The organism is Peribacillus muralis, from assembly GCF_001439925.1.
GTDB classification, from domain to species: domain Bacteria; phylum Bacillota; class Bacilli; order Bacillales; family DSM-1321; genus Peribacillus; species Peribacillus muralis.
On record NZ_LMBV01000030.1, the window covers coordinates 22,657 to 39,041 of the forward strand.

Consider the following 16,385-nt stretch of genomic DNA (forward strand, 5'->3'; position numbering starts at 1 on the left):
CTCGAACGGGAGAACACGATCATGAGTAAAATTATTTTTAATGAACATCAAATACGGTTATTAGAAGCGAACCCTAATGTAGAGTCTGTTTCTGAGCGTGCCATTCAGTATACAGCTGAATTTAAGCTACGAGCAGTGAAAGAAAATCNTAGGAAAAGGTCCCAAACAAAGTTTTGAAGAGAATGCATTTGACCTAGATATGATTGGAGTGAAAAAAGCCCAAAGTGAGCTAAGTCGCTGGCGCAAAACGCTAGCTTATTAAAAGAAATTAAAACTAATGAATAGGATTTTTTAAGAGGAGATTCTAAAATTATCAAGAAACATAAAAAATCAGCATGCTGGCTTTTTTAACCTGTGAGATAGCCTTAGAAGCAAACAATTTAGTATAAATTCACCTGCCTTCTTATCAACCTTTACCTTTAACATAGCCTAAGAAGGAGAAACCACATAAGCAATCGTATAATCTGTTTTCTTAGTTAACCTAAAATATTTGAAAAGAATCGAGATAGAGGTCTTGAAAGATAAAAACACACCTTTTCAGGCGTGTTTTGGTCGTTTTAATGAGTGTAAAATAGGTTTCCAATCCTTAATAAAAGAACATCTTTTTAATTTAATTTGATTCTCCTAAAAAAGAATATTCAACATTATCTATCCACTTGATCTTCAGTAGTAATTATTTTCAGTGTTGGTCCAGTTTTTGTTCCCATATTACTATTTACAAGACCACTATCTATATTTACATAGAAATACAATTTTTTTGTTTTCTTCTTCGTAATTCTTGATATACGTAAAGGTAAGATCAGGTTCAAGTAATGCTTCTTCAACTTTTTTTTATTTTTTAGCAAGAATTCCATTTTCGCTTTACTATATTCATAGATCCTAAATCTCACAAGCCTCAATTTTATTTATCGCACAAGAGGATTGCGATATCTTCTTAGTCACTTGAAAATTAGCAACATATCTAATTAATATTTTTTGTTTAACTACTTATTTAATTCAATTTGTCACTACAATTTAATATTTATTTCGTAGAAATATTAAGTTTTTTTTTATAATTAATTTTTCGATTAAAAATACTCAAAACACTTAAAAGAATTGCAGTACTAACAAAATAAATTAAACCATCACTAGTAAATCCAAAGTTATAAAAAATAATCGTAGCAATAATAAACACACTAGTTAAAATTATTTTATAAGTCCAATATTTATTCATTATCATCACCTCTATTTAATCTTAAAAATCTCGATAGCTAGTTTTACTTGACCCTTTATAGTTCTTATCTTTATAGTACACAATTTTAAGCTGTCCTTTTTTATTAGATGCAGGATGTCTTTTAATATATACCTTATATGACATATATCCTTTAGTTAATTCTTTTATACCAAATGCACCCCCAGATAAAAATGACGGCACACTCATTCCAGGTATAAAAGCTGAAGCTCCTATTGCTATTGATCCAATAAATACTCCTACCGATCTATCCTTATTACTAAAGTACAATTTGTAACTTGTTGGCAAAACAGTTTTAGACATACACTGATATGCAGGATAACAAGCTTCTGCAGTTTTAGTTGGAAACGCTGGTGGTGTAATTATACTAAAACCTAGAATCAAAACAAACAAACTTTGTAAAACTTTTTGTTTCATTTTACTAATCCTCCAAAAAAGAATTATTTTAATTGCATATCTACCAATTCTACAAAATAGTTCTAAAATCCTCCTTTTTATTTATTTTTTTTATTTTCAGAAGATAAAAGACTTATATATACCTACAATTGAGGTAAGACAATAGCCCTTACTCAAAAAAGAAGTAAGAGCTTTTTAAATTAGATTATGATTGTTGGGTATCCTATTTTCTTTAATTCAGATGTTAGATTTTCTGCATGTTTCTATCTTTATATGCTCAGACTTGTACACGATATAGCTTTCCAGTGGCAGGGGACTTTTCTGCTTTTTATTTTGCTGGTAACGCTAAGTAGGTCCCAATTCCTCTGGCGTATGCTCCGGCCATATCCTTCAAGAAGGCATCCTTTTTAAGCAGGGTTGTGTCTGCGCCGTATACGCGAACCGTACGTAAGGTGTTGTGAGAGGGGCGAAAATAATACATTCATTTTCCCTCTACTCGATTGAAAGTACATGAAAAGGAGACGATGGAAAATGAAGAAGATCGTAATTGATGCAGACCTTTTAGTATGTTTCTGATTTGCGCCTTCGTTTCTTCGTTAGAGTGGGCAGCCTCTTCGCTAATTTCTGAATTACTTTCTATCAACCTTAGATATTCTAGTGTTTTATCCACGCTAGGAATGGAGTCCATTCTGTCTAATGTCCTTTTCTTCACAAGATCAGTAATTGTAGGAGAAACACTAGATTCAAGGTGACGATCACAATTTCTCATTATCTTTTCAAAATCGTGTTTTTGCAATATTCTTTCCCAAGAATCAAGTAATCTGGTAGGTTCTTGAACGACAAACTTTCCTGGATAAATTGATTGAATCGAATCTAGTAATTCTGCAATCTGCCTTCTCTCCATGCATTAACCTCCCCTATGGCTTACTTTCAAAAAGTTCCTGCTAAAAATAAACAGGGCTATAAATGGAAATGTACTGAAGAAGGTCCTCGTAATCCAGCTACTGGCAAAAGAACTCAAATTACTCGCCGTGCGGACACAAAAAAGGAAGCGGCTTTTAAGGTAGAAGAGACTCTAAAAGAAATTAGAATTTATAATGGACAAGCTTATAATAAAGATATTCTTTTTAAAGACTACTTACCTGATTGGTTAGCAACGTACAAAAAAAACGCAGTTAAAGAAAATACGTATAAGCTTCATGAGCGTAATGTCCAAAAAAAAATCCTTCCGTTAATTTGTCATATGAAGATAAAAGATTTATCCCCAACACATTATCAAAAAATCATTAATAAACTCGCTGATCAAGAAAATAGTAAAAGTACAGTAGAAATCATCCACACTACTCTTTCCAATGCAATGAATAAAGCAGTTTCTCTTGAAATGTTATCTAAAAACCCTTGTTCTGGAGTGACTATCCCTAATAAGGCAATAAACCAAATAAAAGAAGATGATGATTTAGAGTATTTAAGCAAAGATGAAGTGATTAGCTTTTTAGATGCTGCTCTAAAAGAAAATTGGAACTATTTTATTTTATTTAAAACACTAATCGATACTGGTTTAAGAAAAGGCGAAGCTTTAGCTCTCCAGATTCCCGATTTAGATTTTAGCGAAAATAAAATTAAAGTATACAAAACTTTAAATTATGATGTATTGGATATTGATAAAATGTTTGGACCACCTAAAACTGAAACATCATATAGAAAAATTTTAATCGACGAAAGCCNTGCCGCTCTGTTAACGCGTCATGTCATTAAGCAAAAGGAAATAAAGTTGAAATTGGCAGATAGATATCATAGAGAAACAACTCTTGTTTTCGAACGAGGGAATGGCCTCCCCTATTCCAAATCCACCTTACACAGAGCATTTATTCGCATCTGTAGAAAAGCAGGAATAACAAAACATATAACCATCCACGGTTTACGACATACCCACGCCGTTTTACTTCTTGAATCTGGAGCCAGTTTAAAAGATGTGCAGGAACGTTTAGGACATAAATCCATTCTAACAACAGCAGATGTATATGCCCATGTTTCAAAGAAGCTCGAAGAAAAAAGTGTGGATGGATATTCCAAATACATGGATTATGCCCAAATGAATATGAAATAGTTTGAAATGTGGTCAAAATGTGGTCAGCCAGCCAGTTCCCTTTCATTTTATAAAAATAAAAAAAGCCTTGGTAACTGAGAAACTCAGTAATACCAAGGCTTTAAAGCTATTAATACATAGACATATATTGTTCGCGTTCCCATGGGTGAACTTGCGTGCGGAACATATCCCACTCGATTTCTTTTGCTTCAATGAAGTGTTCAAGCAAGTGTTCGCCTAGTGCATCTTTGATGACTGAATCTTTCTTTAATGTTTCCAATGCAGCATATAAAGTGGCTGGAAGGTCAACGATTCCTACTTCTTCACGTTCTTCTTTGTTCATTACATAGATGTTGCGGTCAACTGGAGCTGGAGGAGTCATGTCGTTCTTGATTCCGTCAAGACCAGCTTTTAGTAGGACAGCAAGAGCTAAGTATGGATTTGCTGCTGGATCGACACTGCGTACTTCTACTCGAGTGCTCACTCCGCGTGAAGCTGGGATACGGATTAATGGGCTGCGGTTTTTAGCAGACCATGCAACATAGCAAGGTGCTTCGTAGCCAGGTACTAGGCGTTTGTATGAGTTAACGGTTGGGTTCGTTACCGCTGTGAAGCTTGGAGCATGCTTGATGATTCCTGCGATAAATTGCTCAGCCGTTTTGCTTAATTCCAATTTGCCTGATTTGTCATAAAATGCATTTTCGTTGCCTTTGAAAAGGGAAACGTTACAGTGCATTCCAGATCCGTTAACACCGAATAATGGTTTTGGCATGAATGTTGCGTGCAAGCCATGTTTGCGGGCAATCGTTTTAACAACCAGTTTGAATGTTTGGATGTTATCACAAGCTGAAATGGCATCTGCATATTTAAAGTCAATTTCATGTTGTCCTGGAGCTACTTCATGGTGGGAAGCTTCGATTTCAAATCCCATTTCTTCCAGCTCAAGAACGATATCACGACGGCAGTTTTCTCCTAAGTCGGTAGGTGCAAGGTCAAAGTATCCGCCTTTATCATTCAACTCTAAAGTAGGCTCTCCGTTTGCATCCAGTTTGAATAGGAAGAATTCTGGTTCAGGTCCAAGATTGAAATCAGTGAAGCCCATTTCTCTTGCTTCTGCAAGAACACGCTTTAGGTTAGCACGCGGGTCTCCATCAAAAGGAGTTCCATCTGTATTGTAAATGTCGCAGATCAAGCGCGCCACTTTACCTTTTTCGGAAGTCCAAGGGAAGATGACCCATGTATTTAAATCAGGATATAGATACATATCAGATTCTTCGATACGTACGAAGCCTTCAATGGAAGATCCGTCAAACATCATTTTATTATCAAGTGCTTTTTCTAATTGACTGACTGGAATCTCAACGTTTTTTATGGTTCCTAAAATGTCAGTAAACTGTAAACGAATGTACTTAACATTTTCTTCTTTTGCTAAACGAGTGATGTCTTCACGTGTGAACTTTGCCAATTTTTATTCCCCCTAATAATCATTCATTATCATATTTTTATCGAAAAAAACGGGACATATCCCCTTGTCGAAGAGATGTTCGGTGCTTGCTTCCTTGTAAAAGCTCGGCACGCAGAAGCTTGCGTAGCTCCTCGTCACTGAGGTCATGTCTTATTTTTTCCGCTTGTTCTAAATCTTGTGTCTTAGGTAGATTCTGTTCCTTTACAGTGAAAATCTTTTTTATGCCGGCAAGATTGACTCCTTGTTCGATTAAGTCTTTAATCTCAAGTAGTCGATCGATATCGTTTAATGAAAAAACCCGACGATTTCCATCTGTTCTCATAGGAGTAATAAGTTGATGCTCTTCGTAATACCGAATTTGGCGTGCAGACAACTCAGTTAACTGCATGACGATTCCGATGGAAAAAAGAGGCATCGAACGCCGAATGTTGTTGCCGCTCATTCTCAGCATCCTCCTTTTGGTTATCTTATTTTCATCTTATATCATGTTATTAAACTTGTCAAGATGATGTTACATTTTATGACGTGTATTCCTAAAGAAATGAAATGATTTATAACTAATTTAAATATTAAGACTATTGGATTTTGTAGGAATCCATTTACTTGGATTCCCGGTACGCAGATTACTTTTTACAATTGAATCAGTTTTTTATCCATTAGCGCATTCACTGCAGTCAATACAGCGATTTTCACATGGGCATAAGTCAATCCGCCCTGTACGTATGCAACAAATGGGGCTCTGGTCGGACCATCTGCGGTAAGCTCGATGCTGGCACCTTGGATAAAGGTCCCGGCAGCCATGATGACATCGTCTTCATAGCCGGGCATATAGGCAGGATATGGCGTCACATGGGAATTGATCGGTGATGCATATTGGATCGCCTGACAAAAGGCCACCATTTTATCCCGATCATCGAATTGAACGGATTGAATCAAATCGGTGCGCTTTGCATTCCATTTCGGATAGGTATTCATCCCGATTTTTTCTAAAAACGCGGCTGTGAACATAGCCCCTTTAACAGCTTGTCCAACGACGTGCGGCGCAAGGAAGAATCCTTGGTACATCTCCTGCAGGCTATAAAGCGATGCACCTGCTTCGGCCCCTATTCCAGGAGACGTCAACCGATAGGAGCAAGCCTCCACCAAGTCTTTTTTACCGACGATGTACCCACCGGTTTTGACTATTCCGCCACCTGGGTTTTTGATCAGTGATCCTGCCATCAAATCCGCTCCGACATGACATGGTTCCTGCGTCTCTACAAACTCACCGTAACAATTATCCACAAATACAACAATTTCCGGATTAATGTTTTTTACGAATGAAATCATTTCCTTGATTTCTGCAATTGTAAAGGAAGGGCGTGTCGCATACCCTTTGGAGCGTTGAATTCCAATCATCTTCGTATTAGGTTGAATGGCTTGTTTGACAGCTTCAAAATCAACTTGACCAGCTTCCGCTAATGGAACGGAGTTGTAGCTTATGTGAAAATCGCGCAATGAACCGATACCGGTTCCCCTAATCCCGACAATCTCTTCCAACGTGTCATAAGGCTTTCCAGTTATATATAACAATTCATCACCTGGACGAAGGATGCCGAACAGGGCCGTGGAAATGGCATGTGTACCCGAAATGATTTGTGAACGAACCAGACCTGCTTCGGCCCCAAATACTTCTGCATAAATCAATTCGAGCGTATCTCGCCCTATATCATCATATCCATAACCCGTCGTAGGGATGAAATGGGAATCACTCACTTTATGTGCTTGGTAACTTTGTAATACACGGAATTGATTTTCTTCAATTCGTTCGTCCACTTGCTTATGTAATGGAGAAATCATTGCTTCCACTTCTTTGGCAATGTTCTTCAACACTTCTCCATGTGTTAACTGCTGATACATCAAAATTCCCCTTTATAACGAATATTTCTCTAGCTGCCCGGTCAATGGATGATCAGCTAGACAAAAACCTTTGCATTCATATCTTTCCGATTCTTCATTAAAGGAGAGAGTGCGCAATATGGTTTCATTTTTCAGCTGTGATAATAACTTACCCTCACTTGAAGGGAGAAAAACATAATACGGAATCATTTCTTCAATCACTTGCTTTTCAATTTCTTCCATGATTTGATTCAAATCCGCTTGATTATAGGCACTGACCAATAATGAAGCATAACTGGACGACCTTACAAAATCAGTATGGGTCCTATCCTTCTTATTATACAACGTTAGCTGTGGAATGGAAGGGACATCTAAGTCATTTAACAAATCATGAACCGTTTTCTCATGGTTAAAGTAATCTGCACTTGAGGAATCGACCACATGTAGCAATAAATCAGCTTCCTTCACCTCTTCCAACGTCGAGCGGAACGCTGCGATTAGTGAGGTCGGCAAATCCTGGATAAAGCCAACCGTATCCGTCAATAGCACGGTAAAGCCGCTCGGAAGGATCGCTTTTCTCGTCATGGGATCGAGTGTAGCGAACAACTGGTTTTCTTCGAATGAATCCGCTTCAGTCAAACGGTTGAACAATGTTGATTTACCTGCATTGGTGTATCCTACAAGTGCAATCTGAAAGGTTTTATTCCGTTTCCTTCTATCTCGATACCGTTCACGGTGCTTCACTATGCCGCTTAATTGTTGCTTGATTTCATCGATCTTGCCGCGGATATGGCGCCGGTCGCTTTCGAGCTTCGTCTCACCTGGGCCCCTCGTGCCAATTCCGCCTCCAAGCCTGGACAGTGCAGTCCCCTGTCCAACCAAACGCGGTAATAGATACTGGAGCTGGGCGAGTTCAACCTGAAGCTTCCCTTCCCTTGAGCGTGCCCGTTGAGCAAATATATCGAGAATAAGCTGCGTCCGATCAATGATTCTTGCCTCTAGCTGTTTGGAAAGGTTTCGGATCTGACTTGGGGACAGTTCATCGTTGAAGATGAATAAATCCGGCTCCAGCTCTTCTTCGAGGTTCTGAAGCTCCGCCACTTTTCCTTTCCCTATATATGTAGCCGGGTCGATGCTTGCCCTTTTTTGGGTGACGGTCATCATAACCTCACCATTCGCCGTCTTTGCCAACGAGGCCAATTCATCAAGTGAATATTCAAAACGTTCATTTTCCTCTGTTGTTTGACAGCCTATCAATATGGCCTTTTCCTTCATGGCATCCACCAAAAACGCCCACCACCTTTAATAAGATTTCTGTTAATCATAACAAAAAAGCTGAATAGATAAAACTTTCCGGAAAACTAAGCTTTTACCCGTTTTAAAAATTCCGATAACATGCTAAAATCAAGTTTGACTTTAACATCCAAAATAGAAAAGACATAGAGGGAACATTCATATGACATGGGAAGTATTAAGTTTCATAGGTACGATTGCTTTTGCCATAAGCGGCACCATCATCGCCATGGAAGAAGAGTATGATATTTTAGGAGTGTATATTTTAGGAATCATAACCGCCTTTGGCGGAGGTGCAATCCGAAACCTGCTTATCGGTGTCCCTGTTTCAACATTATGGGATCAGAGTTTCTATTTCACCATCGCTTTAGTATCCATCACCATCGTTTTTGTTTTTCCTACGATCCTTTCAAAGCATTGGAATCGCTGGGGAAACTTCACTGATGCCATTGGCCTTTCAGCCTTCGCTATCCAAGGGGCCATGTATGCTGTAGAACTTAACCATCCATTAAGCGCCATCATCGTATCAGCTGCCTTGACCGGATGCGGCGGTGGAATAGTCCGAGACGTATTGGCAGGCAGGAAACCATTGGTCTTCAGAAAAGAAATATACGTAGTCTGGGCCATCATTGCAGGCATCGCTTTAGGTAGCGGTGTATTATCCCAGGCGTGGCAGCTATATGCACTCTTTGCGATCATTACCGTTTTACGAGTCCTTTCTTACACCTACAATTGGCGCCTACCCAATAAAAAATGGGTGCCGAACACATGAATATGAAAAGCCCGCCATTTCCGCGGGCTTTCTTTTGTCATTCATTCTTTCTCATCATCCTCAAAAATCAGGTCTTGACCGGTAAGCGTCAGTAAATCCGTTTTTTCAAAGGTATCCTCCAGTAAAAGCCTCATTGCCTGGGCCCTGATCGACTTTTCTAGAACATTGCGAATATAGCGGCCATTAGAAAATGAAATAGCTCCCCGAAACGATCTTAATATGATCAAGTGTTCCTTTAATTTCCTTTCAGCCTCGCGATCCATGATATATTCACGTTCTTGCAGCATCCGATCGGCTATTTCCATCAATTGGACGATTGTATAATCCGGAAAATCAACTACTAGCGGAAACCTGGAATGCAGGCCAGGATTAAGACTCAGGAAATAATCCATTTCCCGCGAATACCCAGCAAGGATCAAAATGAATTCGTGTTGGCGATCCTCCATATGCTTGACAAGCGTATCGATGGCTTCTTTCCCAAAATCCTTTTCACCGCCCCTTCCCAAGGAATAGGCCTCATCGATAAATAAGATCCCGCCGATGGCCTTTTTAATTAAATCCCTCGTTTTTTGGGCAGTATGACCAATATACTCCCCAACTAAATCCGCCCGCTCCGCTTCAATCAAGTGGCCTTTTGAAAGTACATTCATTTTTTGAAACAACTTTCCGATTAATCGCGCAACCGTTGTTTTTCCTGTCCCGGGATTTCCTTTGAACATCATATGCAAGGCTTGACGGCCTGTTTTCAGCCCTTTTGCTTCGCGCTGTTTATTGATGTAAATCCAAGCATATATTTCTTTTATCATTCGTTTCATTTCTTCCATACCGACCAGTGATTTCAGCTCATCTTCAATTTCCCTCAAGGCTGCATGCTGATGAGGTATTTCCTGCTGCACCAATATTTCTTTTATCGGCAGATCCTTTTGTAGCGCTTTTCTATTTTCCGCATTAAACACGATATTGATTTGCCCGTTATTTTTCATACGGATCGGTTGTTCCAACGCATTCACCTCTCCATCTTGGACCGTTACCTCCACAATTTCAGCCGATTTATGATGGGAATGGACATATGTAACATAAGCCATTACTGACCCATCGGGAAATTTCAGTGTTAATGGCCGTCTTTCGTTCCTGACGGCGACTTATTACGACAGAATTCTTTCCTTTGAACTAATATTCCAACAAATCTCATTGCTACTCAGCAACTTAAATGGGGAATTGTCATTTCATGCGGTTTCCCGGAAAATAATCCGTCCCTAAATATATATTCAAAACGTATATGTAAAATTATCGATTCTTTGAAAAAACGATCAGTCCATACAAAAAAAACAGGCCGCTTTAAGCGATACCTGTTTTTCACATTTTATATGATTATTCCTTCACTTCGTAATCAATTTGAACATTACGTTGTGGAGCGAATGTAGAAATGGCATGTTTATAGACCAATTGCTGCTTGCCTTCCGATTCTAATAATACGGTAAAATTATCAAAACCTTTAACTTGTCCCCTAATTTGGAATCCATTCAATAAAAATACCGTTACATACGTTCCGTCTTTTCGTAATTGGTTTAGAAATTGATCTTGAATATTTACAGATTGTTTCATGTATTAGTCCTCCTCTTTTCTCTCTAAATTTATGTATTCGCCTTCGTGGAAAAGCTTTCCTGCAATAAATCCAGATATTTCATGTATTTTTTTTGTAAAACCCTCGAGTTCGGTCATATTAAACCAAATAACATCCATCTTATTCCGGAACCAAGTCAATTGCCTTTTTGCATAACGTCGTGAGTTTTGTTTTAACGTTTCGACTGCTTCATCCTTTGAAGCTCTTCCATCAAAATAATCATAGATTTCTTTATAACCTATTGCCTGGATCGATTGGCAATCCTTCAAACCTTGATCATAAAATGATTGGACCTCGGAAATCAGCCCTTCATCCACCATTCCATCAACTCGTTGGTCGATACGTTGATATAATTTTTCACGTTCCATCGTCAAGCCGATGATGCACGTCTCGTATTTCAATTCCGTAGGCTGATCATCCAGCTGCTCACTCATCGTTTTACCTGTGCAATGAAAAATCTCAAGTGCCCTGATCACCCGCCTTACGTTATTAGGGTGAATCCGCTTCGCACTTTCAGGGTCAACCGTGCGTAATTGTTCAAAAACCGGATCGATTCCTGACTCTCTTATTTGTTTTTCCAAACCTTCTCTATATTCATGGTCGGACGGTGCTTCTGAAAATTGATAATCATAAATCACCGATTGTATGTATAATCCTGTTCCACCAACGATAATCGGCAGCTTCCCCCTGCTTTGGATATCCTCGATGCAAGCATTGGCCCGCTCTTGGAATTCTGCGGCGCTAAAAGGTTCATCCGGTTCTTTAATATCAAGTAAATAATGAGGGATATCTTCCATTTCCTCCAGCTTGATCTTGGCAGTACCTATATCCATCCCTTTATATACCTGCATGGAGTCGCCGCTGATAATTTCACCGTTAAATAACTTTGCCATCTCAATGCTCATTTTTGTCTTGCCAACAGCCGTCGGTCCAATGATAACGAGAAGCTTTCCTTTTTGTTGTTTCACAATCTCACTGCCTTATATAATTTTTTCCCTATCTTACCATAATCTCGATGAAAGCAGCTTAACATCTACCCATTATGTCCATTTCCCATTCTTTTATTCCTTAAAAGACGTCTATTTTTCAATCCATTTTAATGAAGGTTTACTTTTTTCCCTGACCTTTATGGGGCCTAATTTCAAATGACGGTTTGCGCCCCTGTTACCCATAAATAAAATTATTTCATTTCCTTGGTCAAGAACATCAATCTGTTAATCTCCGTAAATCCCATGTTTCTTATAAAAAGCTTCAGCAGGAATTCCTCTGTCGGTTAATAAGGATATGTTGCTTACTCTCTCTATATTAAGTTCATTCATTAAGTATTTTAATAACTTTGAGCCAACCCCAGTATTTTGTTTCTCTATGCTGACACACATTTCATTTATAAAAAATTCTCCGCCACTCCACCAAAGCTTATGGGCACCGAAAATAAATCCGATGATTTCTTTCCCTTCGACAGCTACGATGCCCATAAAACCCGGTGTATTTATGTAATCAAGTAAATATTGCTTTGCTGTTTCCATAGACCATTGATCATTCCATGGTTCCTGATTAAAAACTTGTACAAATGTTTCCGTACATTTTAAAAGGTCTTCCCTATTAAATAATGTAAACTCCATCACATAACCAACTCTTTTCAATTTTGGTATCATAATGATTCCTCAAATCTCCCATAGAAGTTAAAGGTAACCCATATAATACCATATCAGAAAATTCAGTACTACTATTAAAAACTTTTTAGCATGCACTAACACAGAGTTAAGAAATCCTTGCCATCCATTATTTACCTGCCTTAAAAATAATAAAATCCCCACGACAATACGTGAGGATTTTCTCTAGCAATCGCTGGGCAAAAACTTTGGTCAGAAGTATGGGAATGTGCTGCTTACATCCCCCCCTGTTTTATCATCACAAAACGTCTCGGTTAATGAACTACCCAGCTCGCCCATTCACTGGTATCATCATCGTTACGGACGTCTCTTCTTCATTGGATTGCACCTGGATCTCTCCGTCATATCTATTCACTAAGTCTTTAACGATGAATAATCCTTGACCGCGCACCTTATCCTTTTGTGGCTTTTTCGTTGAAAATCCGCTTGTGAAAATATTCTCCTGATCTAATGCTGATATCATGGGTCCTGTGTTCGTCACCCTAAACGTAAACTTGTCATCATCCGCTTTGCAGGCAATACTCATTCGACGCTCTTGTTCTGGCAATTCAACCGTTGCCTCAATGGCATTATCTATTACATTTGATAATAGCTTAATCAAATCGATTGTTTTCACCCTGTTGAACGAGTTAGGTGAAACATCAATATCAATATCGATGTTATAATTCTGGGCGGAGAGCCTTTTTGTCTCTAACAAAACTGATAAGCCTGGATGAATCACATCCAACTTCATCGATTCAATGGAATGCACCTCTTTTGAAAGGCACGTTAAATAATCGAGTGCTTTTTCATTCTCCTTCAATTTAAGAAGTCCATGTATAACTTGAATATGGTTGGAAAAATCATGCCTTAATGAGCGAACAGAAGCTATCAGCGATTGAAATTCGGATTGATACGTATCTTCCGTATCCCCTACTTCACGCTTCAATTTTTTTTGATACCATTTTTGAACGACAAAAAAGGTAACCAGCAGCATGATAACGAATCCCCCGTTATAAACAAGGATGGCAATACTGCTTCTTAATACCTTTCCATTAATGGAGTTAATATTCTCAGCACTAACATCAATTCCCAAGAAACCAATAATCGAGCCATCTTGATTTTTTATCGGCACACCGACAGTCAAATAATCCCCATATTCAGGATCATCTAGTATTCCGGTGATAAAGCTTTTGCCTTGATAGGCTTGTCTGACCTGCTTTGGCGGAACGGTACACACTCCACCAATGGGGAAATCCCCTATATGATCTTTAGAAAACCCAGTAATCATCGCTTTTGACACTTGCGGATTATCCACCATGATGGTGTACACATACAAAGCTCCGATTTTTTCCCTGGCATCTTCTAAGTAAGCTTTAATATCCTCATATTCCTGGTTCTTTACTTGGTTATCAAGAAAGCGTTCATAAGCCTCTACATCCATTGAGTCGGCAATCGATCTTGCCGCTACCAAGTTTTGATTAGCAACAGATTTCTGTACAGAATTTTTAATGCTTAAATAAGTGGAAAACATATTAAGAAGAATAAATACAATTAATAAAAGAATGGTCAAATAAAGAAATGCCCTTAACTTTTTATTTTTCATAAGATTAAACTTACCCCGTCTCTAGCAGTTAAAAGTTAACGAACCTACTCTGAGTTTACTATATAAAGTCACAAACAAATAGAAAAACTTCCAAACTTCACGATAATAGCAGGTAAATTAGACTAGCATTAAGCTAAAATATCACAAATAACCCACTTTTTTATGATTCTCCCACTTTCGAAAAAAAGGATTTTATTGGAGAGCGTAAAATTTCCAATAAACAGAAAATGGAATCAGTTCATTATCGACTGATTCCATTATGGTTCGCTTTTGCTAAATTGAAAATAAAGAAACGGCGGCGAAAACATAACCATCCTCAATCTTCGGTTCCAATGGCACCCTTTAATCTAGCAACCTTGTCTTCTTTTAATTGCCAGTCCCACGGACAATGTAGGATATTCATATAAATTAAATTTCATCCGGGATTTTCAAGCCCTCTATGAAAGATTGAAAACTCTCTGCAACTTTATAAATATTTTCATCCTGGCTTGAGGGGTCCGAATACCAACCTTGATCCCAGAAATAGATTCCCTTTTCCTCTTCATTATTTATAAGTAAAATCTTCCCTGCACACGTATCATTACCAATGATGATACAATTCTTATGTAAATCTTCTTTGTTTTCTTCATGCCAATTCCGTAAGTCCAGTCCTTTATCCTCTAGATCCAACCCGTACAGAACATTTAGGCAAACGAGGGTATCCAAAGTATCTACATAAAACTTGCTGTTTTGCACCTCGGTTATGCCGCCATTATAATGAAGGAGAAATTGTTTATAATCTGCAGGAATTTCAAAACCTACTAATTCCTGAAAATCATTCACCGCCTCTTGTGTCGCTTTTCCATTCCCGGTAATATTAACCATTCTATCAACTCCATTTCTTTTATTGTTGCAACTTCCAACTCAACAATCAAATTCCCGAATCCATTTTCACCGAAACCTATCGGAACATGGCTCTCGCGTTATCGGAGAACGAACTGACCTTTTAGCAATGGAGATCCTTGAAGAATAAAATATTCATTTGAATTTTAAACATACCACTTTTTTTAAATATACTAACATTATTTCACTGTTTTTTCAGTATTTTCTGATATTCAACCTTTTTAAGTGCGACATTTAAAAATAAGGCTGTTTTCGCATCCTTTTTTCTATTCACCAAATAGTGTGTCGACTAAAAGCCGGAATAAGTTGGGCTGGTCTTCTAGAATCGCACCATTCTGCTATTGCTCAAGAGTTGATTATCGCCCAAGAAAATGGCTAGGTTGGAAAGCTTCATACGAAGCATTTTGGTAAGAAATGTCGCAGGTAAATTGACATACGGTCATGAAAAAATGAGTCGGACCCATCCTATGAATATAATAAATACTAACGTTATTTTCATCTGTAAAATCCGCAATCAATATGATTATGATCGTATGAAAATCATTGTCAACATCCTCTATTAAATCCCTTTTTTAAAGGTATTTCAACGAGAATAGCTTCATAATCTCCTCAAAATGGCAGGTAAATCCTATACCCTTTCGCCCACGCTCAATTACCTTGCTAAAATTATACTCATATCAAGTAAAATTCATTTGAAATTAAGAGATTAGAGTCGTATGATTAATAGTATCGGCGGAAAACATATAAAAAAAATAAATTCAGATTAAAGGGGAATTAGATATGGTAGATGTAATTACAAAATCAAAACCTTCTGCAAACCAAGAACAATTGGATATCCTAGATCAGCTTTTAAAGCCTGAGGTTCAGGAATCCCTCAATACTTTAGTCGATCAGCTTCCAAAACTGACTGAATTAGTGAATATTTTAACAAAGTCTTATGACTTCGCTCAATCAGTCGCAACGGACGATGTTCTGAAAAACGATACAGTCAGTGCCATTTCAGAGATCGCAACACCTGTGGTCGATTCCGTGAAGGGTCTCGCAGCTACCGCAATCGAAGCGAAGGATCGCGCAGAAGCGAATCATGATGTAATCGGTCTTTTTGGTCTGTTAAAAATGATGAAGGACCCAGAGGCACAGAAGCTATTCCGTTTCGCGCAGGCGTTCCTTGAAGTTTCTTCAGAACGTAAAAACCACAAATAATTTATTAAACTTTATATCGTTAAGGACGGAGGATTAACTATGTCAAAACAAATCGTCATCTTAGGTGCCGGATACGCAGGATTACTATCTGCGTTGTCCGTACGTGAATATTATAACAAAGATCAAGTCCAGGTTACCGTGGTGAACCAATTCCCAACACACCAAATCATCACCGAATTGCATCGTCTTGCCGGCGGTTCGATTTCTGAACAAGCTGTTTCCATTCCATTGGAAAAGCTATTCAAAGGAAAAGATATCGACCTTGCCATTGCAAAAGTGGATTCTTTCTCCGTCGAT

16 protein-coding genes and 1 pseudogene are annotated in these 16,385 nt (G+C 38.3%); 5 read left to right on the forward strand and 12 right to left on the reverse strand.

The genetic code is table 11. The annotated features are described in order from the left end of the window. Positions 1-1,234: 1,234 nt before the first annotated feature. Complete coding sequence (locus ASU00_RS21740) at positions 1,235-1,648, reverse strand: hypothetical protein (protein ID WP_057915556.1); 414 nt, start codon at positions 1,646-1,648, stop codon at positions 1,235-1,237. 460 nt (positions 1,649-2,108) lie between these two features. Next, positions 2,109-2,531 carry a hypothetical protein gene (locus ASU00_RS21745; protein ID WP_057915557.1) on the reverse strand — a complete coding sequence of 141 codons (423 nt, stop codon included), beginning with the start codon at positions 2,529-2,531 and terminating at the stop codon, positions 2,109-2,111. A 15-nt stretch (positions 2,532-2,546) separates the two neighbouring features. Here ASU00_RS21745 and ASU00_RS27010 point away from each other — a divergent pair. Continuing rightward, on the forward strand, positions 2,547-3,351 hold an 805-nt coding region (locus ASU00_RS27010), incomplete at its 3' end, for a tyrosine-type recombinase/integrase (protein WP_413783539.1). 53 nt (positions 3,352-3,404) lie between these two features. Beyond that, the gene (locus tag ASU00_RS27015; protein ID WP_413783540.1) at positions 3,405-3,734 is read left to right on the forward strand and encodes a tyrosine-type recombinase/integrase; all 330 of its coding nucleotides are present in this window, start codon (positions 3,405-3,407) and stop codon (positions 3,732-3,734) included. 109 nt (positions 3,735-3,843) lie between these two features. On the opposite strand, the gene glnA is transcribed toward ASU00_RS27015, so the two are convergent. From glnA to hflX, 4 genes are all read right to left on the reverse strand, one after another. Continuing rightward, positions 3,844-5,178: a type I glutamate--ammonia ligase gene (gene glnA / locus ASU00_RS21755; RefSeq protein ID WP_057915559.1), complete on the reverse strand. Its 1,335-nt coding sequence runs from the start codon at positions 5,176-5,178 to the stop codon at positions 3,844-3,846. A 37-nt stretch (positions 5,179-5,215) separates the two neighbouring features. Further along, positions 5,216-5,620, reverse strand: coding sequence for a MerR family transcriptional regulator (locus tag ASU00_RS21760; protein ID WP_057915560.1), 405 nt, complete (start codon positions 5,618-5,620; stop codon positions 5,216-5,218). Between the two features lie 188 nt (positions 5,621-5,808). After that, positions 5,809-7,077: a methionine gamma-lyase family protein gene (locus tag ASU00_RS21765; RefSeq protein ID WP_057915561.1), complete on the reverse strand. Its 1,269-nt coding sequence runs from the start codon at positions 7,075-7,077 to the stop codon at positions 5,809-5,811. Between the two features lie 12 nt (positions 7,078-7,089). After that, entirely contained in the window at positions 7,090-8,331 is a 1,242-nt protein-coding gene (gene hflX / locus ASU00_RS21770; protein WP_057915568.1) for a GTPase HflX, read from the reverse strand. A 181-nt stretch (positions 8,332-8,512) separates the two neighbouring features. Here hflX and ASU00_RS21775 point away from each other — a divergent pair, with 181 nt between their 5' ends. After that, entirely contained in the window at positions 8,513-9,121 is a 609-nt protein-coding gene (locus ASU00_RS21775; protein ID WP_057915562.1) for a trimeric intracellular cation channel family protein, read from the forward strand. A gap of 41 nt (positions 9,122-9,162) precedes the next feature. Here ASU00_RS21775 and spoVK read toward each other — a convergent pair whose 3' ends face one another. From spoVK to ASU00_RS21805, 6 genes are all read right to left on the reverse strand, one after another. Continuing rightward, positions 9,163-10,122, reverse strand: a complete 960-nt coding sequence (gene spoVK / locus ASU00_RS21780) for a stage V sporulation protein K (RefSeq protein WP_057915569.1) — start codon at positions 10,120-10,122, stop codon at positions 9,163-9,165. A gap of 370 nt (positions 10,123-10,492) precedes the next feature. Beyond that, positions 10,493-10,726, reverse strand: coding sequence for an RNA chaperone Hfq (gene hfq / locus ASU00_RS21785; protein ID WP_057915563.1), 234 nt, complete (start codon positions 10,724-10,726; stop codon positions 10,493-10,495). Between the two features lie 3 nt (positions 10,727-10,729). Further along, a complete protein-coding gene (gene miaA / locus ASU00_RS21790) occupies positions 10,730-11,716 on the reverse strand; it encodes a tRNA (adenosine(37)-N6)-dimethylallyltransferase MiaA (RefSeq protein ID WP_082630562.1) in 987 nt (328 codons plus the stop codon). A 243-nt stretch (positions 11,717-11,959) separates the two neighbouring features. Beyond that, positions 11,960-12,400 (reverse strand): GNAT family N-acetyltransferase, encoded by a 441-nt coding sequence (locus tag ASU00_RS21795; RefSeq protein WP_236712803.1) that lies wholly within the window; start codon positions 12,398-12,400, stop codon positions 11,960-11,962. Positions 12,401-12,680: 280 nt separating this feature from the next. Beyond that, positions 12,681-14,003, reverse strand: a complete 1,323-nt coding sequence (locus tag ASU00_RS21800; protein ID WP_057915564.1) for an ATP-binding protein — start codon at positions 14,001-14,003, stop codon at positions 12,681-12,683. Positions 14,004-14,411: 408 nt separating this feature from the next. Beyond that, positions 14,412-14,867, reverse strand: a complete 456-nt coding sequence (locus ASU00_RS21805; protein WP_057915565.1) for an SMI1/KNR4 family protein — start codon at positions 14,865-14,867, stop codon at positions 14,412-14,414. A gap of 798 nt (positions 14,868-15,665) precedes the next feature. Between ASU00_RS21805 and ASU00_RS21810 the strand changes: the two genes are divergently transcribed. Further along, positions 15,666-16,088, forward strand: a complete 423-nt coding sequence (locus ASU00_RS21810) for a DUF1641 domain-containing protein (protein WP_057915566.1) — start codon at positions 15,666-15,668, stop codon at positions 16,086-16,088. A gap of 39 nt (positions 16,089-16,127) precedes the next feature. Continuing rightward, positions 16,128-16,385, forward strand: a pseudogene (locus ASU00_RS21815) (NAD(P)/FAD-dependent oxidoreductase); the annotation flags it as partial.